A 21,524-nucleotide genomic window follows, 5' to 3' on the forward strand; every position below is an offset into this window, starting at 1 on the left:
ATAGGTGATACCTATAAACGCGATAGATTTTATATCTAAAGAAGAGAGTCTCCTTATGGTACAATGAGTTCAGGATATAACGATAGGAATATGAACGAACTAGGTTTGCTAAAATAAGGAGTGAATGATTGTCATGGCTGATGTTAAAAAAATTGCGGTAATCGCTGGGGACGGTATTGGTCCAGAAGTCGTTGCAGAAGCAGAAAAAGTATTGAAACGTACCGAAGAATTATTCGGATATCAATTTGAAACAGAACACGCGCTTTTCGGTGGTATTGCAATCGATGAGAAAGGTACACCACTTCCGGAAGAAACGTTGAAAGTTTGTCAATCCGCAGATGCTGTACTTCTTGGAGCCGTTGGTGGTCCGAAATGGGACAACAATTCCAAAGAGCTTCGTCCTGAAACAGGTCTTCTAGGTATTCGTAAAGCGCTTGGCTTGTTCTCTAACATACGTCCTGCGTTCATCTTCGACTGCTTGAAAGAAGCTTCCACATTGAAACCAGAAGTTCTTGAAGGCACGGATTTGATCGTTGTTCGTGAGTTGACTGGTGGTATTTACTTCGGTGAGAAATTCCGTCGTGAAACAGCTAACGGCCAAGAAGCGGTTGATACTTGTGCATATAACGTAACTGAAATCGAGCGTATCGCGCGTCAAGCGTTTGAAATTGCGCAAACACGTCGTAAGAAGCTTGCTTCCGTTGACAAAGCAAACGTTCTTGAAACATCCMGCCTATGGCGTGAAACGGTTAACCGTATCGCGGCTGATTACCCAGATGTTGAGCTAGAGCACGTATTGGTTGATAACTGTGCGATGCAATTGCTTCGCCGTCCGTCCAGCTTCGATGTTATCGTAACAGAGAACATGTTCGGCGACATCTTGAGCRACGAAGCAGCGATGCTGACAGGATCAATCGGGATGCTAGCATCCGCTTCCCTTGGCGAAGGCGCATTCGGCTTGTACGAGCCGGTACACGGTTCTGCACCTGATATCGCAGGTCAAGGTATCTCCAACCCAATCGCAACCATCCTTTCCGTTGCCTTGATGTTCCGTTTGACTTTCGGTTACCACGAAGCTGCGGATTCCATCGAGCGCGCTGTGAAAGAAGTCTTAGACGCTGGTCACCGCACAGGCGACATCGCAGTGGATAAGAGCACAGCGATCGGTACGCTGGCAATGGGTCAATTGATTGTTGACGCAATGCGCAAATAAGTATACAAATAAGCTCGCACTTTCGAAGCAGATCTGCTTCGGGAATGCGGGCTTTTTTTCACACAAAAACGTATGCTGAGGAATGAATGCGTTCACAAGGAAATTGCCTCCATGGATTAAAATAATTATTATCTAGTATACGATCTAATTATTGACTTTCAAGTAGGGGGATGATACCATTTTATACGGATAATATAGAATTTAGATAGATTTTGAGGAGGAATTATACCCATGGCAGAACGTTTAGTTGGTAAACAAGCTCCTGATTTTACAATGGAGACAGCTACAGGTGACGGTACAGCATTTGGTAAAGCATCTTTGTCCGATTACAAAGGAAAATGGTTAGTTCTTTTCTTCTACCCATTGGACTTCACATTCGTATGTCCAACTGAAATCACAGCACTTAGCTATGCTGCTGATCAATTCAAAGCTTTGGACACTGAAATTCTTGGTGTTTCCATCGACAGCATCCACACTCACAAAGCGTGGATCAATACACCGGTTAACGATAATGGTCTTGGCAAATTGGCATTCCCACTTGCTGCTGACATTACGAAATCCGTTGCTCGTGACTACGGCGTTCTAATCGAAGAAGAAGGTATCGCACTTCGCGGTCTATTCATCATCGATCCAGAAGGCGAATTGAAATACGAAGTTGTTAACCACAACGACGTAGGCCGCAGCGTAGAAGAAACACTTCGTGTGCTTCAGGCGCTTCAATCCGGCGGATTGTGCCCAATGAACTGGAAACCAGGCGACAAAAACTTGGTTGTTAAATAAGTTTTAATTACATAGGAAGGCCCCTCGGTAAGCATGCGAATGCGGGCGGAGGGGTCTTTCTTCTTAAGGAGATTAGCGTATGGATAGTATAACGACGGAAGAGCTCTATTGGATACGTAAAGAAGATAATGAGGCGGTTGTGGGGCTCACTGACCATGCTTTAGAGAAATGGGGAATGATCCTATTCATTGAGCTGCCAGAAAAAGGTGTGCAATTAACGAAAGGTGCGTTTATGAGTTCACTCGAAACCGCAGTAGATGAGTATGATTTATTTTCACCTGTCACAGGAAAAGTGCTTGCAGTGAACATTCTGGTAGAACGAGCCACTATGCTGCTGTATGAGTCGCCTTATGATAAGGGCTGGCTGTTTCGAGTAGCCTTGGCTTAGTCTCCACCACCACCGCCATCGCCACCGCCAGAATCCCCTCCTCCACTATCCCCTCCACTATCATTGGAGTGCCCGTGATCACTGTGACTGCCATGACCAACATGACCACCATGATGATGACCACTATGATGACGATGATTCTCGTACAGCGAGGAATCGCTAGCAAAACCGCTATAGCTGGTGTCATGGTTGTCATGTCGACGTCTTCGCTTTCGCCTGCGCTGAGACTCTTGGGAGAAAGCAGAAAAAAGAAATAGAATGGCAATTACGAAAATGAAAATGGTGATGAAAGTACCCATATACAGGCCTCCTCGATAAAATAACTGGATTTTCTCCCGCTAATTCTGATTTAACTGTAGAAAAGAAAACCCATCTAATCAACTAATACGGATAAATTCACAAAAAATAAATGTATATTTTCCATTTATGATGAGAGATGGCATGGTGGTCACTACTATTGGGACTTGCCTGTGCTTGAAAAAAGCCGTCCCCCATAGAGAACGGCCGACATCACTCATTGCTATTTGGAAAGCTGTTTGTATTTGTTCAGATATTTGACCACAGTCAGTACATAAGTCGCATGGGACCAAGTAAGTGGAGCAACAGACACCGGTTCGCCGGAGAAAGGATCCAATTGCTCGGACAATACGCCACTTTCCATGGCGTGTTTGACGACCCACTCCAACGTTTTGCGTGGAGCCTCTAGGTCGCCAACAGACTTGGCATACTCGATTTCCCATTCTGCGATCCAGAGGGTACAAATGATCCAAGGATTGCCGGGCACTTTCTCAATATCGGTGGAACGTTGGAAGTAATAATCATGATGATAACGGGCGGAGCCACCGACTTCGGTTTTGATCATGAGACCTTCTTTGTTAGCTAACATCGTGCTTACCACACGTGGATCGTCAGCAGGCAGTACGCCAAATTCAAAAATACCGTACACAGAGCTTTCCAATGTCAAATCTTTCACCCATTGGCCGTCTTCCATATACAAGCCGCGAACGAATCGTTGTTCACCTTCGTCCCACAGATGTTTGAGGATACCTGATTTGATTTTCTCCGCGGTATGCTTGTAGCGATTGCTTCGCTCTTCATCTCCAAATAAGTTACTGAAGTTCGAAGCAGCGATCAATCCGCCATATACAGCCGAGGCTGTGAAGGTATAAATTCCGTAGCGTTCTTCCCACAGATCGTAGCTCGGCTTCGGTAAATTCAGTTCTTGATCAATGTAAGTGGACATGAATCTCGCCGCTCTACGAATGAGGTTCCGATATAGAGATTGCGCAAATTCAAGACTTCCATTTTTCTGGAAATCCTGCCACAGAGCAAATAACACAAGAGCTGTCTCATCTTCCTGAATTGGAAGCTGTACACGACCAGAATGAATATAAGGATGCCAGCTGGAACCTACGGTACCGTCCGGATTGTATTTGTGATGCAAGTAACCTTCTGGTGAAAGCACATTCGCACAGAAGTTAAAGAACGGAATAATCATGCCTTGGTAGCCAGCCATGGACATGGAATAAGCGATTAACGCACCATCGCGCGGCCACATGTAGCTGTAATGATCTCGGTTGCTCTGCATGATGTCAGAATCGTTCGCGGCAATAATAGCCCCGTTCACATCGGTCTGCGTGCGGACGAGCAACAAGCTTTGTTTGAAGAGGCGTTGCACTTCAGGTGTGAGATCGAAGTAGTCGCGATCGATTTTGTTCGCCCAGCGCTGCCAGTACACTGTCACACGGTCTAGCAGCTTGCCTGGGTGGCTGTCTTTGACATAGGAGTCAAGCTTCTTAACTTCCTCCAAATTCTTGCCTGCGCCCATCCAGTAGTAGAGCGTTTGATTGCCGTTAGGAGGGACGAACAGTCGAAAAGAGATCGTACTATCGACAGACCCCTGTGCAATCGCATTGCCCATTAGATGGCCGTCTTCAGCATCGCGCCATGTGCCTTCGGCGTTATAGAACCTTTTGACACCGGTAGAATATTGAAATATCCCTTCCGTGCCAGTACTTCCGTTAAACATAAAGTAACGATCTTTTTTATAATGAAAAACAGTATTCGTAGAAGGGTAGTAAGCGGCTGTATCACCAACCTCTGTCTCATTAATGAGCAAGTCTTGGTTGAAGAACATACGCACTTCACGAACCGTATTCGTGTGATTGGTAATATGAATTCGTTTCAAATAAATATCCTCACGCTGGTGAACACCGTCATTCATAAGCAGAGTAACGCCGAGGCCGGGATGTGTAGCTGTCACTTCAGTGACGAGGGAATCCTCCACATATGCGAGCTTGAATTGCCACTCAGGGGCATTCAGCCATGCGAAGTCGCCATCTACCCAAACACCAACACGGCACTGATAACCGCCAATATGGTTAAGCTGGCCTACGAAAGGATAGTACAGATCCCGCATGTAGGAATGCTGATCGAGGTTAATAAGGAATTTTCCATTTCCGATGACCAGATGTCTTGGCAATACAATCACTTCCCCACTCATTTGTTTGATCGCGCATTCAGATCAGGCCAAGAGGACTGAACGATGGAGCACAAGTCTTGCAATTAGGTTACCTAATTCTGACAAAGGAATCAATGATTCTTTGAAAAAAAACTGAAAATTCTTACTGGTCACGCTTTCATTTGGTATGGATATCCAAATTACTTGATTATTTCCTTTTGATGCGGGGAATGATTGGTTGAAGCAGCCAGATTCGAAATCACAGCCTCGTAAACGTGAGTTGTCAAATATCCAATTTTCTTCCAGTTATATTCACTGTGAACGGTTCGTAACGCGGTAGCAGCAAGCTTAGAGGCGTACTGCGGTTGTTCCAATAGCTGAATGATTTGTGCGGCTAACGCATCCTTGTCGCCTGGCGGACATGTACATCCGTTAACCCCGTGGCTGACAATCTCCGCAAGGCCTCCCGTATCTGAAACGATGAGCGGCGTTCCGCTGGCCATCGCTTCCAATGCGACTATTCCGAAAGGTTCGTAGAGACTTGGGAAAATGCAAATTTCTGCCCTTTGTAAAAGCAAGCTTTTGTCAGCCTCATCGAGAAATCCTGTGAAGCTTACCCGATCTCCGAAGCTAAAGGCGAGTTCCTCTAACGCATCGCGCTCAGGACCCATTCCAGCGATGACGAGTTTGGCATCTGGGTATTGAATGAGTACTTGCGGCATCGCGGCCAAAAGGGTGTGAACGCCTTTTTCATACACAAGACGGCCTAGAAAAGCAAGAACACGCTGCGGCATTTCCGTAGGGGAAATGGCGTTAGCAAGCAGGGGATTCATCGTAAATAACGCTGGATCTGGCTTAGGCAAGGGAGAAATACTGTTTGGAATTACGGTTATTTGGTGAATAGGAATATGAAAGAGCGCCTTCATTTCCTGCCCCATGGATAGACTGCAAACGATGAGATGATCTGCCGCTTCTGTTAATTTACCTTCTATGGTATGAATCCGCTTTTGAAGCGGTGACTCGAGTTTGCCAAGATTACGTCCTGTTTCCGTAGCGTGAATCGTTGCTAGAAGCGGGAGGCCAACTTGATGCTTGGCGACATGTGCCGTGTAGTAAACAAGCCAGTCATGCGCATGCACCAGATCGAATACGATGCCCTGTCGTAAAATGCCCAACATGAGATCCGTGAACGCCATATTCATTTGGAATACACGATCTAGGAAGTGCAAGGAATCTGTTGTTGGAATGACTTCCGCTCGATGAATATGGACCCCCTCGGAAACTTCATAAGGAAGAGACCCTGGGGACTGACAGGTGATGACATGAACGGAATGTCCGTCGGCAGCAAGCCCTCTGGATAAATCACAAACCGCTCTTGCCAGTCCGCCAATGACATGTGGCGGGTACTCCCAAGCGAGCATGAGAATACGCAGCTTGGACGGATGGCTTTGTTGGGGCGCCTCTATGTTCGAGGCAACGGCAACTTCGCTTAAAAGTATGACGCTATCTACACTGGATGAGGCGCGTAGAAGGGCATGTTCAGAGGAAGATGGCTGAAAAAGTCGATAATGAAGCTCGGGTAAGAAAGGCGTCTTTCGTTCCAAAGCGTGCACCAGTGTGGCTAGCTCTTTGTCAGATCCGCCATTGTCTACTGTATTCATAAGGTTATGGAATTGGGATAAATGCGTTTCGATGCGCTTCGTCGCGTAAGAGGTGACCGTATCCGCATCCAGAATAAACGTCCAGTCGCTGCTCTGCGCGAGCATCAGCTCCCGCGCCGCTTGATTCAGCGCCCGCAGCTGCACGCTGCTAAGCGCTGCCGGGTCCTGGTGCTGCTGCGCAGCCAGCACCATGCGATCCTCCGCCGCGTGCAGCCGCGGCGTAACCCACTGGCTGCGCGGCTGCAGCCAGACCTCGGCATAGCCGCCGCGGCCCCAGCTCGACACCGGAAGCGTTGCGATGGTGGTCGGCGCATGGGCGGCGGCGTAGCCGCCGAGCGTAGTCGTCTGCACGACTACGCTTTCATCACTGCGCGCGGCAAGGCCGCGCAGCACGGCTTCGAGCCACTGGTGGCCTTCGTACCACCAGTGCCCAAGCAGTTCGGCATCGTAGGGGCATACGATGACATAAGGCTCTTCAGGCGCAGACGCAGCCTCTGCGCCTAACCCCAGGCGCCGCTCCGCGAGGCGGCGCACTTGCGCCACCCGGCTAGCGATGAAATGCTCAGCATGGAGCTGAGCTTTCTGAGCGGCCCGCGCCGGGTTGTAGGGCACTTTGGCGTCACCATTGCCGGTGACGCTGTAGTACTTGAAGCCCGTGTTGATGCGTGCGCCGTCCGGCAGCACGTAGGGCTTCAAGTAGGCCCACTCGGCTCCGCCTTCGCGGCCGAGGTCGTGCCCGATATCGCGATAATATTCGCGATAATCGGGGTCGCCGGGGTACCCGACCTCGGCGCTCCAGACATGGGCGCCGGCCTCGGGATCCCGGGCGAACGCACAGGCGCCGCTTGGCGTGCGCAGCGGCAGACCTGCGATGTCCTTGTCAGGGTCGCCGTCGCGGCGGGCTAAGGTGTGCGCATGCGTATCTACGATGAAGTAACGTAGATCCAACGCTTGCAGGTGTGGCTCAAGCGCAGGCGAATAGCCGCACTCTGGCAGCCAAATGCCTGCAGGCGCGACCCCGAAGTGCCGGCGGAATTCCTGTACCGCCGACTCGAGCTGCGCACGCAGCGTACTATCGTTCTTTACCAAGGGGAGAAACGCATGTGTCGCGGCGCAAGTAATTAATTCTAAGCAGCCTGTGGAGCTAAGGCTGCGGAACTTGGCAATGAGATCGCCGTGGAGCCGATCGTACAGGAGGCTGAGCCGGTGATAGCGATCCGCGTACAGCTTAGCTAATGGGCCGAAGGCTTCATCGCCCCATAGGCGAATGACTTCACGCTGCCCCAACTCGCAAAGCGAGGAGAGGTGCTTGCGAAGGCGCAGATGCATGCGGGAATCTTCGAGCATGGCAAGTAGTGGTGGAGACAATGACAAGGTAAGTCGGAAGGGCACTTCATCTTCTATAAGCTTTTCCATCATGTCGATGAGAGGCAAGTACGTATCGACAACCGCTTCGAAAAACCAGCGTTCTTCTAACGTAATGTCAGATGCATGATGGCGAACATAAGGGATATGGGCATGCAAGAGCAAAGCAACATAGCCTTGTACGTTAGTGCTCAATCAGTATCGCCTCCAGATTCCATATCTACAAGGTAAGTGTTCTTCGGGACATACACCGAATAGGCCGAGAAATACGCATGTTCATCAGGCGTTACTTGCGGTAAGTGAAGAGACGTTAGCTGGTAAATGAAAGGGTGATCAGTTTCCACTGAAAGATGATCGCTAGGCAGGCTTATCGCTGGGATTTGAATGATATTGGAATGCAGAAGCGGAAGGAAATACCCTTGCTCATTCCGGATACCTAGTTGTGCATAATACGATTGACCGAAGGCTAACCCGCTGAGAAAGCAGGCATCTCCAGGGGGAAGCATAAGCTCTGAGACCCGATCTGCGGGTTGCTGCTGCTTGCTGAAAGACATGCTGGGAGATGGATCGACGACTTCGTGAAACCGTAGTGTAGGAGATAAAGAGCGCCAGTCCTTCTGGAAATGTTCTTGCAGGAGCATCATCTTACTGGAAGAAATCTGCCAATAAATAAACTGGACAGAAGGGGATTGTGCCAGTAAATAAAGGGTATCGCGATCAAGGGCAAAGGGGCGTGCTTGAATAGAGATCAGACTCACCTTTTCTGCTTGCTTATGTTGGAAGAAGGAACAATTGCACTAATCCTATGTTTTATTGTATCATATGCGCCATATAAACCAAAAATCTCCACCCCATAAGAAAGGGGGGAGATTGCTTGTGTACCACTTGCGGTTGCTCATCATGATTGGCCGAGGGTATGGGTGATCTTGTGACTTACTTGGTAGAAATGTTTTCTTCCATGTACCTACTCTCCGTAAGTCTCATTAGAGAATCATACCGATTTGCCGATGTAAAAACCAAGAGATACTCATCTTGTTTTACATTGGTGTAGGAGGCTCTGAATCCGGTATGATACTGAACTGTCATGCTGGAGGATTGATCGTCATACTGCACAAAGGCTATCTGTCTGGAAACACTCGGAATCATGTTCACGCCGCTCTCCCCTTCATCTTAAGAATTCGGAAAACACGTAATGGATCGATCATTACTATAATTATGCTTATTCAAACACATTTAGAATGATTTGGCATACGCTAGCTCTCTTATGAAAAAGGAATTTCACACATTTGTAACGAATATATTAAATTAATCCGGGTTCGACGATTAGGAGGGAATTCCATGAGTTTTTGCTGTGGAGCCAGTATGATTGGAACAAAAGGTACTTTGAAGCACATACGTACACAAATTCACAATGTGCCCATCCTCTTCTGCCCGGTATGTCACCATATTGAGGTTCACTATCTGGTGGAGAACGAATATGAAATCCTTGCTGAGTATGCCCATGGGGATGGTGCTGTTGAAGTCGATTTTATTGAATACGTTGATGGCAAAGATCATCTGTTGCACGACAACTGTGTAAATCATGAAGGCGAAGAGCCGCTCGATATCGTTCGCTGCCAAATTGACATGGCGTTAGATCTGTTAGGATTCGCCAAAACGATTGAGGATCAGGAATGGGAAGAGCAACTTAAGAAGCGATTAAAAATGCTTAGCGCACGCCGCGACAAGCTGAAAAATAAAAAGACCTCTAAGAATTCTTAGAGGTCCGATTAAATGGAAAACCTCCTGCTAATTTTCTGGATTTTGCTGTTTTCGAAGCAATGGCCAGAGAATAGTTGGAGGTTTTTCTTATTTGACTTCCAGCAGCAGTTTTGCGAATTCTTTCTGCAAATCACGGCTGAGGGGGATCTTGACGGAAGTATGCCTCAAATGAATGACAAATCTCCGAGAAGTGGGGAACCCGCTTTCTTTCACAAACGAAACGACATGCCGCAGATTCACTAGATAGCCCTTGAAGGGGCTGAACATATGAGGCGTGCTTTGAGCCAAAATATCCGATAAATTCGAACTGGATTCCATTTGTGCCCCGTTTACCAGATGAATTCTGGAGAGTCGCTTGTCTTCCTTTTCCACAAAGAGAATGGCATCTTCGGAGATAGGGAGTTGTGATTTTTGATTTTTAACGGTAATCCACGTTGCTGAACCAGGCTGTGGTTCTTCCGAAATACGGCTACGATCTAATTGGATTTCTGCAATCGTTTTGCGGATGGCCGCTTGAAATTTCGGCAGCATAACAGGTTTGGAGAGAAAATAGACAGAATCAAGCTCATGAAAGGCGGTCAAGATATGCTCGGTATTCGTTGTTCCGCTAACCATAATGACCTTCATTTGATACCCCGATAGTCGTAAGGCTTGCACAACGCTGATGCCATCCAATTTACCTTCAAGCCCAATATCCATGAGGAGTATATCAGGTTGCAGCTTATCGTAATCCCTCAGAAATTGTTCCCCGTCCGATACAATCGAAATGACCTGTAATCCACATTGCTGACAATAGTTTTCAAGTAATTGACCTACCCAGTAATTATCTTCTACGATGGCGACTGTAAAGCCATGCTTCATTTACTGATCTCACTCCAATCCTTTCTAAGACAATAACAGGAACTTTTGTCATCTTATACGCTATAACAGCCAACTTAGTCCACTTTGAAGGCAAAAGTATGAATATCTTGTATACTTTTAAATGTAATTAAAGAAATTGTCAGGTTGCTTATCGCATGATTTCATCGCTTAGAAATGAGGGAAAGCGCCATTGTTCACATGGGTAAAATTGATACTAGCTATTATTCATTTTGTTCCCATGCTCTTATTCTCCTTGTTGCTATTTCGGATTCGAATAAAGCCATATTGGAAACAAATATCGCTAGCCGTGCTGGTAGGCTCACTGCTCTCGTTAATTAATAATTCGCCTTTAATATTGGTTTGCATCATATGTATTTTATTGATGTGTGTATGGAAATATCGGTTTGTACCTGCTTTACTTATAGCACTTTCGGGCTACATTATGCCAGTTCTTATATCTACGACTGTCATTGTGTGCGTCGATTTCACACAAGATGAAGCCTATAATGTGATCAAGAATGATCAAACAATTACTTATGTGACGCGCTTCTTTATTCAGCTGGGCACATTCATATTCCTCATGACGCTATATAAGCGGAGATTAGGATTTACCTTTCTTTCGCATTATACGAGAATTCCGTTCAATCGAGAAAATGTCGGGGTATATTTATACATGATCGTTGTTATTATTGGCATGATCTACCGTCATGCTTTAAGTGATAATGTATTCAGTGTAGTGATGCCTATTCAGCTATTGAGTATGGCAACGATTCTCTTCATCTATGTCATGCTAAGTAAAGAACTTGGCTTTCAACGATGAGGGACATTGAGTACCCAATGATTCCAAAGCGTGTCCATTATTAAATGCGACATAATCAAGAATAGTTTGATGATACTTCTTTTGTGGTATTGCTGCGGCAATAATGAAGGGTGCATTATCATAGGTATCAAAATAAAGTTTGCCTTCTGCGGAGGCATACTTTTTTATTTTGTTCAGATTTACGAAAAGATGCATATCCATTTTCACAAAATGATGCTCTGTTAATGTTTCAATAAAGTGTGTAAAGGCCACCAGAGATTCGACCTGTTCTTCTCGCATGCCGTCTTCTGAATAGTAGATAATGGATTGGATGCCGAATTCGACATACCAGATCGTATCCAGATTTGCTTGCGCAGGCTTCGACCAGGTGGAAGTTTCTTCTAGATATCCTGCCTTTTTAAGTAAATCCGTATACGGGTATTGATAAGCTTGTGCCAACTTTCTCAAGGTCTCGGGAGAAGGTTTAATGACATCATTGGTCGTTCGATTACGACCCAGTTCCAAATCTCTAATATATGCATGAGATAGGCCGCTCTTATTAGCTGCTTTACGCAATGAAGCTTTGCCTCGTAACGTTTCAAGAAACTTACCGAAGTTATTGCTTGCTTCCATTTGAAACACCTCCCTGTCGTACCACCTCTATTCAACATTGCTCATCTGAGAGGGCATCGTGATAGAGGTTTTCTTAATATTATAAAGGATTGATAAAGCAATTGAAACCGTAAACAAGGGTTTATTTGCCAGTAGGTGCTCAATTAGAGATCTATGTTATAATGAATCAGCAAATTATTTATAAATTTCATCATACGTACCCCCCGAATTGTTATATATAAGGACGAAACTACTATACTGTGAGGTGGAAAGGTGCTACTGGTACTATTCAAAAAGTTTCTGGGAAAGAAAGAGTCCCATGGAAAAAATGAACCGCAAGCCTCTACACTTGAGGTAACTATACATGAGATTCAAAAGGGAGACCTACGACTAAGGAATCAATTTATTGCTGATTATCAGCCCTATGTAGCTAAAGTAACAAGCAGGTTTTGCAAGAGATTTATTGATCCCGCAAGAGATGATGAATTTAGCATTGCCCTAGCGGCTTTTAATGAGGCTATTAATCAATACTCTTCGGTTATGGGCAGATCTTTTTTAGGTTTCGCAGAGACGGTTATCAGGCGAAGACTCATTGATTTTATTCGTAAGGAGCAACGCTTCAAAGGGCAAATCCCTTACAGCTCGTTTGATCAAGAAGATGATGAAGATAACTTAATGAATCCAATTGAGGTTCATCAAGCCATCGAAGCCTATGAGAAGCAGAAGGGTTTAGAAGAAAGGCGAAGTGAAATTATTGATTTTAATCGCTGCTTAAGTGATTTTGACATTAATTTCTCGGAATTAACGGATGCCGCCCCCAAGCATGACGACTCAAGGCAGATGCTTTTCGGTATCGGCCGCACACTTGCACAGGATTCAGAGCTTATGCGCACTCTGTTGACGAAACGACAGCTGCCAATTAAAGAGCTGCTCGAGCAAGTTCAAGTATCTAGAAAAACCTTGGAACGGAATCGTAAGTACATCATTGCCATTGCACTAATTTTTAACGGTCCATATCCGTATTTACGGGATTACTTACATATTCGCGATGAAGAAAGTTGAATGAAAGGAAGAACAGCGCATGAACAAGGGGATCGTAATGGAATTAAGCGAAAGCTCCATTATTGTAATGAATTCAAAGGGGCATTTTGATAAGTTACCAAGGGGGACGCGCAACTGTGAGTTAGGTGAAGAGATTCTCTACTCACCCGTGAAGCGTCGGTTACACGTTCCGCAAATGGCGGTCGTTTCAGCATTAGCTGCTGCTATTGTTGTGTGCTTTGTTCTCGTCACGACCTTGTCTGGTGGCGTGCCTGGCAATAGTGTTGTTGCGTACGTAACGATTGATATTAATCCAAGTGTTGAGATTGGCATCGATAATAATGAGATTGTTCGTGACCTGCATGGACTGAATACAGACGGTGAGAATTTGATTCAAGCGTTAGTGTTTGAAGGTAAATCTTTAGAAGATGTAACGTCTGATATTCTCGATAAAGCCGAACAAGGGGCATTGGCGAAGGGCGAAGGAGATATTATTATTTCCTCAACGGTTGTAGGAGCCAAAACAACGGTCAGTGACGAAGCTATTGCGACGAAGCTGAAGGCTCAGGTCAATAAACACATCGAAGACAGTCATCCGGACCAAGTGAAGAACTATGAAGTGCAAGCCTTCGCTGCGCCACAAGAAGTAAGGCAGGAAGCGAAAGCAAGTGGTGTATCTGCAGGGAAATATGCGATCTATCTAAATGCCATTGATAATGGTGCCAAAGTATCGCTGGATGACATCAAAACGACTTCTATTCATCAACTTGCCAAGGACAACGGTGGTATTCAAACGTTCGTAAAACCGGATAAACCGATTGATAAGTCTTCTTTGCAAAGGTTACTTGCTGACGAGAAGTCCGGTAAGCTTAGTGAACGAGCTGGGCAGACTTCCACTGCTGCCAAATCCGGTTCGGGTAATTCATCGAATAAAGATGACGATAATAACAGTAAAAATAACAATGGCAAAGGTAACAATGCAGGGAGTAATACCCCAGGCAAAGTAACGCATAAACCAACGCCGACACCATCATCGAAGAATGATCGTGACAAGAATGACAATAACGGTAGAAATAATAACAATAACAATGGTAAGAACAACGGAAATGATAAGAATAACGGCAACGATAAGAATGATAACGATAATAAGGATGATCGCAAACCGACCCCAAAGCCGGATCGTAAGGATGATGGCGACGATGGGAAGAAGCCTACGGTTACGAACAAACCAACTTCTACACCCAAGGCAACTCCAACTCCAACACCCAAGGCAACATCAACACCAAAGGCAACTGCGAAGCCAACAGTGAAACCAACAAGTTCAAGTAAACCTACGATGAACCCATTCCAGCAATCGAAGGATGACAACGGTAAATTCCCAGGTGTCAATTGGGGGGGCTGGGGTAACAACGATCGGAACGACAATGGGAGTCAAAATGAGGGAAGAAGATAAAGGAAGAGCACCTGAGGCATTTGTCTCAGGTGTTTTTGCATGTAAGTGACCTCGTTCACAGCATGGAAAGTAGAACGGACTTGTATTACAATATTGAAGTACAGAAGGAAGCTCTTGCGGGAGAGCATGAGGAAGAAGAGGAAGTAAATCTGGTAGTGTACCAGCAAACCTGAGGGGGAATAGGGCTTGAAATATTCAACATTTGGGAAGTCAGGCTATAAAGTGTCGTCATTAGGATTTGGCGCCATGAATTTGCCTAGCGTACCCTTGGAACAAGCGAGAGAAGCGCTTAATTATGCATTGGATCATGGCATTAATTACATAGATACTGCGGCAGCTTATAGGAATAGTGAGGAAATTATCGGGGAGTGCATCTCACACCGAAGAAAGGATTATTTCTTAGCAACGAAAACGGGAGCACGCGATTATGCTACTGCGAAAGCGGAAATTGAGCGAAGCTTGGTTCGGATGAAAACTGATCATGTTGATTTACTGCAAATTCACTATGTGAATAATGTAACGGAATATAAGAAAGCGATGGAAGTCGGTGGCGCCTACGAGGCTGCTCTTGAAGCTCAACGTGAGGGGAAAGTGCGATTTATCGGCATTTCTGGACATCGTCCAGATCTGCTTGTCAAATGGATCGCGAAAGAGCAATTCTCGCAAATATTATTTCATTTGAATTTGGCACAGCCGTTTGCTTTGGATGAGCTAATTCCCAAAGCAGCTGAGATGAATTTGATGCGTGTAGCGATGAAGCCTTTATCAGGTGGATTCATTCAACCAGTGGATCGGGCGATCCGCTATCCGTATAGCCAAGATGTGCATGTAACCATTTCAGGGATGGTTAGCGTCAAGGAAGTGCAAGAGAATTTGGATGCGCAACGGAAAGAGGTTGGCCCAGAGGAGCGCCGTGAACTAGAACAGCTTGCACTTGAGTTAGGTGAGCACGATTGCAGACGGTGCAACTATTGCTCCTGTCCGCTGGAAATCCCGATCCCTGACGTGATGATCGCGAGCAAGTTCAGGGAGAAATTCGGTTTGCTGCCGAAGGGGGATGGATTTTTCCAGCGTCATCAGGAAAAAATAACTAGCTGTGCAGACCATGATCCTTGTAAAGTGGTCCCGCTGTGTGAAGCGAAGTGTCCATACCAACTACCAATGTCATCGGTTGTGCAGAAGGCTGCTTCGTTTTATTAGGAGGAAGCTGCTATCTGGGACTCGGTAATGCTGCTGCATGACTACATGCGCGTCAGTTCAGGCCAATAACTGGAAAAAGTCCAGCTAATATTGACTAAAAACATCGATTTAGAGGAATAGATGGATGTTATGTAGTTAATGCAGCAGGATTGGCTTGGAATCGGCATATATGCAGAAAATAACTGGAGGTTTTCCAGTTAAATGGAATTTTCGGCGTGAAAGGAAGAAATTAACTGGAGTTTTTCCAGTTAGTTGGTGGCGCAATCGATAGGGAAGCAATACAGGGAAGCAATACAGGGAAGCAATACAGGAAATAGGTATCGCCTTGAGAGGCGAATAGTGGGAAGACTACAAGCAAGAATCGAAATATGGATGAGGGTAGGGATCATATCCTATGTTTACTAAAATAACAGACATTACAACGCGTGTGTACACCTCGTTGTTGGATAATACAGAAGGGGCAGACGCGATTCTTGTCTGCCTCACAGAAGCGGAGCTGCGCCAGGACGGCGTCCTCGGCCTGCCGCAGCTCGACCAAGCCCTTGAGCGCATGCGCGCAAAGGGCCTATTCACGGGCGCCTCAGGCGAGCTGGAGGCGCTGCCGACCCACGGGCTGCTGCCGTACGCGTACGTGCTGATTGCGGGGCTCGGCCCCGCAACCACGCGCGATACGCTGCGCGCAGCCGCGGTCTTTGCAGCGCGCATGATGCTCGCGCTGCAGTTCGAACGCTTGGCGCTGAAGCTGCCAAGCGGCTTCGACAGCCGGTCAGCCGCCTCGGCGCTGACCGAAGGGCTGCTCCTCGGTACGTACCGCATCGCGGCGTACCGCAAGAACGAGCCTGCGCGCGCGGAGCTGCGCCAGGCGGTGTTGCTCACAGAAGCGCCTGCGGATGCAGCGCTTCTGAAACAGATCGCAGCCGCCGAAGCGGTTGCGGAAGGCACGAACTATGCCCGGGATCTCACGAACCTCCCGGGCAACAAGCTTGTGCCGGCTTCCCTCGCAGAGGAAGCCATCAAACTCGCCCAGCACTATGGCTTCGCCATAGAAGTGCTGGATGAGCACGAAATCGCCGCCCGCGGGATGGGCGGCCTCACAGCGGTGGGCGCGGGCAGCGTCCACCCGCCCCGTATGATCACCCTGCGTTACACGGGTGATCCGGGCAATGCCGACGTGCTAGGCCTCGTAGGCAAGGGCGTGACCTTCGATACCGGGGGTATCTCGATGAAAAAGCCCGACGGCATGGAAGAAATGATCAGTGATATGGGCGGAGCCGCCACACTGCTCGGTGCTCTGCACGTCGTCGGTCAATTGAAACCGAAGGTGAATCTGGTTGTGGTCATTCCCGCAGCAGAGAATATGACGTCAGGTACGGCATACCGTCCAGGGGATATCGTCACGATGCTCAGCGGGCATTCCGTGGAGGTGCTGAATACCGATGCGGAGGGTCGTATTATTTTGGCAGAGGGGATCACCTACGCGAAAGCGCAAGGGGCGAACCGCTTGATCGATGTGGCGACATTAACGGGTGCGATTTTGATCTCCTTTGCAGATATCGCAACGGGGGCCGTTACGAATGACGATGAGTTCATAAAGCCATTTCTACAAGCAGCAGGAGATGCTGGCGAGAAAGTATGGCAGCTTCCGAACTATCCCGAATATCGTGCGATGCTGAAGAGTGACGTAGCAGATATCAAAAACGCGACATCCTCCGACCGCTGGGCAGGCGCGATTACAGCAGGTTTGTTTATCGGATACTTTGCTGAGGAAACGCCGTGGATCCATTTGGATACCGGTGGCACAGCTTGGCTGTGGTCGGCCAAAGGCATCGAGCCCAAAGGGGCAACCGGTGTTATGGTTCGTACGTTAGCTGCGTACTTGTGCGGCGAGCAGCTTACTTAATCTTTTTCAAATAAAAATCACCCACGATTGAGACTTCCTTACCTACTTGTTGCATGTAGGCTGAGATCTCAAGCGTTGGGTGATTTTATGTTTTGTGGCTATTAGGCGCCAACCTGTTGCCCCACAGAGGCAGGCTGTTTAAAGTTGGTTTGCAATAATTCTTGAATATCCGAAGTACGAATAAGTAGACGGTTTACTTCATTGGTTGTATAAGAGAGATGTTCGGTGCGCTGCTCGAGTTGGGCTAAGGAAATGCCAATCCAATTCTTCTTACGGCGATGCTTGAACAGGTCGTATTTGAGTACGGTAAGCGTTGCCGCAAATGGATCTGGCTTTACATACACATCTTTCATATTATCTGCTAAATTGAAGAAGAGCTGGCCGCCATTCCATTTGATATAACCTGGTTCAAAAAGGATCACGAGAAAATCAGTATCTCCGCCGTCCTTATTTTCCATGGAAATGAGGCGTACAGCGCCGTCCCCTTTGGGCTTAATATATTGATTCGAACGGATATCTGGTAAAAATGGCACGACAAGAATTGGGCAAACACTAGCGATATACAAATAAGTAGTTGACTCCAATTTCATAGAGAGTACAATGAAAATCAAAAAGAGCAACGAAGTTGCCAGCAAACCCCAATATTTAGGTTTCATAAGTTTACGATGATCCCGCCTGACATGATAGATTAGGTAGTCACTCCTATATTAACATAAGCGACCCATAGGTTGTAAACTATTAGATCCTGCTAACTTGCTAGACCGACAAAAGGAGGTTTATGACCTGTGAAATTATTCGATCCGAACGCGCGTAAGTCGAAGAAAAAAATGTCCACMTACCGTAAAAGCTTGCTAGTCGCAACATTTGAGGGCTTTCCAGCTGTTATTATTTTTCAACTGCTTGGCGGACCGTTCTTAACTGGTTACTTGATTTACTTGGGGGCAAGCTCGACCGAGATTGGCCTTATTCTAGCGATCACGACAGTCGTGAATATCGTGCAAATTGCGATGGCAGTTGTCATGCAGAAATTCCGAAATCGGAAGCGGATGCTGATTATTTTCGGATCCACGCATCGAATATTATGGGCTTGTGTAGGGTTAATCCCTTTTCTATTACCTCAAGAGTACTGGGTGATTACGTATATGATTCTGTACACGGCTGCGCATCTGGGGAATGCGGCTGGGGGAATTGTGTGGACTTCACTGATCAGTGATGCGGTACCTGGACCGATACGTGGGCGTTATTTTGGACTGCGTAATACCATTCTGGGCGGCGTGAGCTCGTTGGCGCTCTTCGTAGGCGGTCAGATTCTCGATAAATACCMGGGTGAGCAAGGCTTCAATTACATATTCATGATCGTAAGTGTTTGTGTAGTTCTTAATGTAATTGCTTACTTTTTGTACCCAAATCCACCTTTTGAGCCTTCAACGGCAACCAACCCAGTTGGAATGCTCCAGAAGCCATTAATGGACCGTGCGTTTCTTAAAGCGATTATTTTCCTAGCCGCCTTCCTCTTCGTGCAAGGATTGACCGTGCCTCTTTTCTCCTATGTCATGCTGAAGTTGATGAACATTTCCTACGGAACTGTTTCCTATATTACAGTGGTACATACCTTAGTCATGATGGCTAGCTATTATGTATGGGGAAATTTGAATGCGCGATTCTCAGCGCAAACCTTGCTATTATGGTCGTTACCGATCATTGCGTTAGCGTGTTTATTATGGGGAGCTATTGCTTTCATTCCTGCTGTTGTTGTGCTTTTCATGGTTCATATTGTGCTCGGGATTGGCTTGGGAGGCTTCAATCAAATGGTTTTCGCTTTTACAATTGGGGATACGCCAAAGAGTGAGCGTCCGATGTATATTGCGACATACTCGGCGATCACAGGCTTCGCGGCTTTCTTGGGACCTGTTGCAGGCGGGAAGATTTATGCCCTCATTGTGGATCAACCTGAGTGGGTGCAGGTGTATGGCGTATCCACGATAGTTGGCGCTATCTTGCTCATACTTGGCTTGTGGGTAGGACGTTATGTATTACGAACAGAGATAAGGAGTGGCGTTTAGGATGTCTAAAAAAAGAATCGGCCTCATCGGCCTAGGCGATATTGCACAAAAAGTATACTTACCGCTGCTTTCCGTCAATGAAAGGGTGGACCTTGTAGGGATTATGAGCTCTACCTCAGCGACTGTGGAGCGCATGAAGGCGAAATATAGGGTGCCTTTCGGGACGACGCAATTGGATGAATTGTTGGCGCTTGGGTTGGATGCTGTTTTCGTCCATAGTCCGACGTCGACACATTACGATATTGCGATGACATGTATGGCGCATGGTGTTGCGGTCTATGTAGATAAGCCGCTTTCGTATGCGTGGGCAGAGTCCGTGGAAATGGCTTCCTATGCGGAGCGCAAAGGTGTACTGCTTGCAGCGGGCTTCAATCGTCGCTACGCTCCCCTCTACATCGAGGCGAAGAATTGGTTGCAGGAAGCGGGCGGATTCGATATGGCCTCAGCCGTCAAACATCGTACCAAGCTGCAGGGACATAGCGCCAAAGAAACGCTGTATGATGATCTCATCCACATGCTGGATACGTTGCTTTGGTTAGGAGAAAGCTCTTACGAAGTGAGGGCCTCCCATCAACAGGTGGATGACAACGGTAAATTGTTGCATGCATCAGGAACGCTGGGCTTCGGTTCTGCAATAGGCTCCTATAGCATGGTCAGACTAGCTGGTGTTGATTTGGAGAAGGTAGAGCTGCACGGCAGCGGCAGATCCGTCGAGGTAACGAATTTGGAGTCAGCAGTCTTTTATGATAAAAATGCCGCTCCGCGCCTGCGCACCTTCGGCAGCTGGGATACGGTGCTGGAGCGCCGAGGCTTCGCTGGTGTCGTCCAGCATTTCTTGGACTCGCTGGATAATCCGAATGCTTGCGGCATTCGGGGGGATCTGGTGCTGGCTTCGCACGAGCTGGTGGAGAAACTGTCGGTGTAAGAGCAACTAGTGAAGCAGGAGAGTATGTTGGATTTTCGGAATAGAAATGCTGTATGCGTTACGTAGTTAGAAGCCCTCATCCTGTAGTTAGGGTGGGGGCTTTGATGTTAATAGAAGATTATGCCGATTACTTGTTACGGTAATTACGAGGGGTAATACCAGCAATTTTTTTGAAGGCGCGCCCAAAATACGAAAAACTATTGAAGCCGACAGCTTCCGAAATTTCGGTGATCGGCATTTTGGTGTTGGCAAGCAACCGCTTTGCGTGATGAATTCTTGTTTGGTTCAGAAAATCGGTTATCGTTAGGCCGATTGTTTTTTTGAACAAATGGCACAAGTAATACGGATTAATATACAAATCCTGGGCAAGCTTCTCGAGTGAAATATCCGAGGTGAAATTTTTGGATAAATACTTAACCGCTTCTTCAATTTTGGGATTAATCGTATTTCGTGCAATGGACTCCACTTCATGGTCTTCCCCGTTAAAAACAAGCCGGTGTATTTCCAAGAGCATTTCGTTGAGGTAAATCCGCATAGCCAGCAAGTCACCGGTATTCAGCCGCGCATATTCTTCGTGCAGCCGTTGGAGCAGATAGTCAAAATGGCGCAGTCGCTCGCCGCTCATCCGAATATGCCGATGCGAGTTGCTGCGATCAAATACACTGAGAAATCGTTCCCGGATTTCGGGTTCTAACAGTTCGGGCAAAAAGTGGATGGCAGAACGGGTACTAGGCGTTTGCAGCTTGGGTGAGCTCTTGTGAGACTCTAAGGAACTGATCAAGATCATGTCGTTTCCTTCAAGCGGATAAATATTTTCTTCAATTAGAAAGTAGCCGCTGCCTTCATGAAATAGATAAATTTCAAATCCAGCATGGGAATGAAAGTTCATATAGAAGTTTGTCTCGGTTTCCTTATATTTCATGTGAATGGGTAATTCTAGTAATTTATTGTTTACGAAAAAGTCGGTCGATTGATAGGTAGTATTCTCCATGTCCCAATCCCCTTGTGGTAGAATGCGCTCTCATTTATATTAATGGGTAA

General features: G+C 46.8%; 20 protein-coding genes. 11 read left to right on the top strand and 9 right to left on the bottom strand.

Features of this window, described 5'->3' with window-relative positions:
- Positions 1–133 precede the first annotated feature (133 nt).
- The 3 genes from leuB to AB4114_RS13350 all read left to right on the top strand — a co-directional run bounded on the left by leuB (position 134) and on the right by AB4114_RS13350 (position 2,381).
- Positions 134–1,213 (top strand): 3-isopropylmalate dehydrogenase, encoded by a 1,080-nt coding sequence (leuB, locus tag AB4114_RS13340; RefSeq protein WP_441988897.1) that lies wholly within the window; start codon positions 134–136, stop codon positions 1,211–1,213.
- A gap of 231 nt (positions 1,214–1,444) precedes the next feature.
- On the top strand, positions 1,445–1,993 hold the full coding sequence (locus tag AB4114_RS13345) for a peroxiredoxin (RefSeq protein WP_028554012.1): 549 nt from the start codon (positions 1,445–1,447) through the stop codon (positions 1,991–1,993).
- Between the two features lie 79 nt (positions 1,994–2,072).
- Positions 2,073–2,381 carry a glycine cleavage system protein H gene (locus tag AB4114_RS13350; RefSeq protein ID WP_441988898.1) on the top strand — a complete coding sequence of 103 codons (309 nt, stop codon included), beginning with the start codon at positions 2,073–2,075 and terminating at the stop codon, positions 2,379–2,381.
- Here AB4114_RS13350 and AB4114_RS13355 read toward each other — a convergent pair.
- From AB4114_RS13355 to AB4114_RS13375, 5 genes are all read right to left on the bottom strand, one after another.
- Positions 2,378–2,680, bottom strand: coding sequence for a hypothetical protein (locus AB4114_RS13355; protein ID WP_441988899.1), 303 nt, complete (start codon positions 2,678–2,680; stop codon positions 2,378–2,380). The genes AB4114_RS13350 and AB4114_RS13355 overlap by 4 nt on opposite strands.
- A gap of 221 nt (positions 2,681–2,901) precedes the next feature.
- Positions 2,902–4,863 carry a glycoside hydrolase family 15 protein gene (locus AB4114_RS13360; protein ID WP_441988900.1) on the bottom strand — a complete coding sequence of 654 codons (1,962 nt, stop codon included), beginning with the start codon at positions 4,861–4,863 and terminating at the stop codon, positions 2,902–2,904.
- A gap of 179 nt (positions 4,864–5,042) precedes the next feature.
- Positions 5,043–8,063 carry a 1,4-alpha-glucan branching protein domain-containing protein gene (locus tag AB4114_RS13365; protein ID WP_441988901.1) on the bottom strand — a complete coding sequence of 1,007 codons (3,021 nt, stop codon included), beginning with the start codon at positions 8,061–8,063 and terminating at the stop codon, positions 5,043–5,045.
- On the bottom strand, positions 8,060–8,626 hold the full coding sequence (locus tag AB4114_RS13370; protein ID WP_441988902.1) for a DUF4912 domain-containing protein: 567 nt from the start codon (positions 8,624–8,626) through the stop codon (positions 8,060–8,062). The genes AB4114_RS13365 and AB4114_RS13370 overlap by 4 nt, the downstream gene beginning before the upstream one ends.
- A gap of 175 nt (positions 8,627–8,801) precedes the next feature.
- Entirely contained in the window at positions 8,802–9,014 is a 213-nt protein-coding gene (locus AB4114_RS13375; protein ID WP_312886319.1) for a hypothetical protein, read from the bottom strand.
- Positions 9,015–9,206: 192 nt separating this feature from the next.
- Between AB4114_RS13375 and AB4114_RS13380 the strand changes: the two genes are divergently transcribed.
- The gene (locus tag AB4114_RS13380) at positions 9,207–9,629 is read left to right on the top strand and encodes a hypothetical protein (RefSeq protein ID WP_171633026.1); all 423 of its coding nucleotides are present in this window, start codon (positions 9,207–9,209) and stop codon (positions 9,627–9,629) included.
- An 87-nt stretch (positions 9,630–9,716) separates the two neighbouring features.
- Here AB4114_RS13380 and AB4114_RS13385 read toward each other — a convergent pair whose 3' ends face one another.
- Complete coding sequence (locus tag AB4114_RS13385) at positions 9,717–10,490, bottom strand: LytR/AlgR family response regulator transcription factor (protein WP_171633028.1); 774 nt, start codon at positions 10,488–10,490, stop codon at positions 9,717–9,719.
- Positions 10,491–10,680: 190 nt separating this feature from the next.
- Between AB4114_RS13385 and AB4114_RS13390 the strand changes: the two genes are divergently transcribed.
- Entirely contained in the window at positions 10,681–11,310 is a 630-nt protein-coding gene (locus tag AB4114_RS13390) for a hypothetical protein (RefSeq protein WP_441988903.1), read from the top strand.
- Here the strand turns inward: AB4114_RS13390 and AB4114_RS13395 are convergent.
- Positions 11,281–11,922 carry a helix-turn-helix domain-containing protein gene (locus AB4114_RS13395; protein ID WP_441988904.1) on the bottom strand — a complete coding sequence of 214 codons (642 nt, stop codon included), beginning with the start codon at positions 11,920–11,922 and terminating at the stop codon, positions 11,281–11,283. The genes AB4114_RS13390 and AB4114_RS13395 overlap by 30 nt on opposite strands.
- A 252-nt stretch (positions 11,923–12,174) precedes the next feature.
- Between AB4114_RS13395 and sigI the strand changes: the two genes are divergently transcribed.
- The 4 genes from sigI (at position 12,175) to AB4114_RS13415 (ending at position 17,495) form a co-directional block, all read left to right on the top strand.
- A complete protein-coding gene (sigI, locus tag AB4114_RS13400; protein WP_441988905.1) occupies positions 12,175–12,963 on the top strand; it encodes an RNA polymerase sigma factor SigI in 789 nt (262 codons plus the stop codon).
- A 19-nt stretch (positions 12,964–12,982) separates the two neighbouring features.
- Entirely contained in the window at positions 12,983–14,395 is a 1,413-nt protein-coding gene (locus tag AB4114_RS13405; protein ID WP_441988906.1) for an anti-sigma-I factor RsgI family protein, read from the top strand.
- A 186-nt stretch (positions 14,396–14,581) separates the two neighbouring features.
- Positions 14,582–15,595 carry an aldo/keto reductase gene (locus tag AB4114_RS13410; protein ID WP_441988907.1) on the top strand — a complete coding sequence of 338 codons (1,014 nt, stop codon included), beginning with the start codon at positions 14,582–14,584 and terminating at the stop codon, positions 15,593–15,595.
- 394 nt (positions 15,596–15,989) lie between these two features.
- Entirely contained in the window at positions 15,990–17,495 is a 1,506-nt protein-coding gene (locus tag AB4114_RS13415; RefSeq protein ID WP_441988908.1) for a leucyl aminopeptidase, read from the top strand.
- A gap of 101 nt (positions 17,496–17,596) precedes the next feature.
- Here the strand turns inward: AB4114_RS13415 and AB4114_RS13420 are convergent, their stop codons facing one another.
- Complete coding sequence (locus AB4114_RS13420) at positions 17,597–18,151, bottom strand: hypothetical protein (RefSeq protein ID WP_441988909.1); 555 nt, start codon at positions 18,149–18,151, stop codon at positions 17,597–17,599.
- Between the two features lie 129 nt (positions 18,152–18,280).
- On the opposite strand from AB4114_RS13420, the gene AB4114_RS13425 reads away from it, so the two are divergent.
- Together AB4114_RS13425 and AB4114_RS13430 are read left to right on the top strand one after the other, a co-directional pair.
- The gene (locus tag AB4114_RS13425) at positions 18,281–19,558 is read left to right on the top strand and encodes an MFS transporter (RefSeq protein WP_441988910.1); all 1,278 of its coding nucleotides are present in this window, start codon (positions 18,281–18,283) and stop codon (positions 19,556–19,558) included.
- A gap of 1 nt (position 19,559) precedes the next feature.
- On the top strand, positions 19,560–20,483 hold the full coding sequence (locus tag AB4114_RS13430) for a Gfo/Idh/MocA family protein (RefSeq protein ID WP_441988911.1): 924 nt from the start codon (positions 19,560–19,562) through the stop codon (positions 20,481–20,483).
- Between the two features lie 127 nt (positions 20,484–20,610).
- On the opposite strand, the gene AB4114_RS13435 is transcribed toward AB4114_RS13430, so the two are convergent.
- Entirely contained in the window at positions 20,611–21,474 is an 864-nt protein-coding gene (locus tag AB4114_RS13435; RefSeq protein WP_441988912.1) for an AraC family transcriptional regulator, read from the bottom strand.
- Between the last annotated feature and the right edge of the window lie 50 nt (positions 21,475–21,524).

The sequence above is a fragment of the Paenibacillus sp. 2RAB27 genome (genome assembly GCF_052115445.1).
Lineage (GTDB): Bacteria > Bacillota > Bacilli > Paenibacillales > NBRC-103111 > Paenibacillus_E.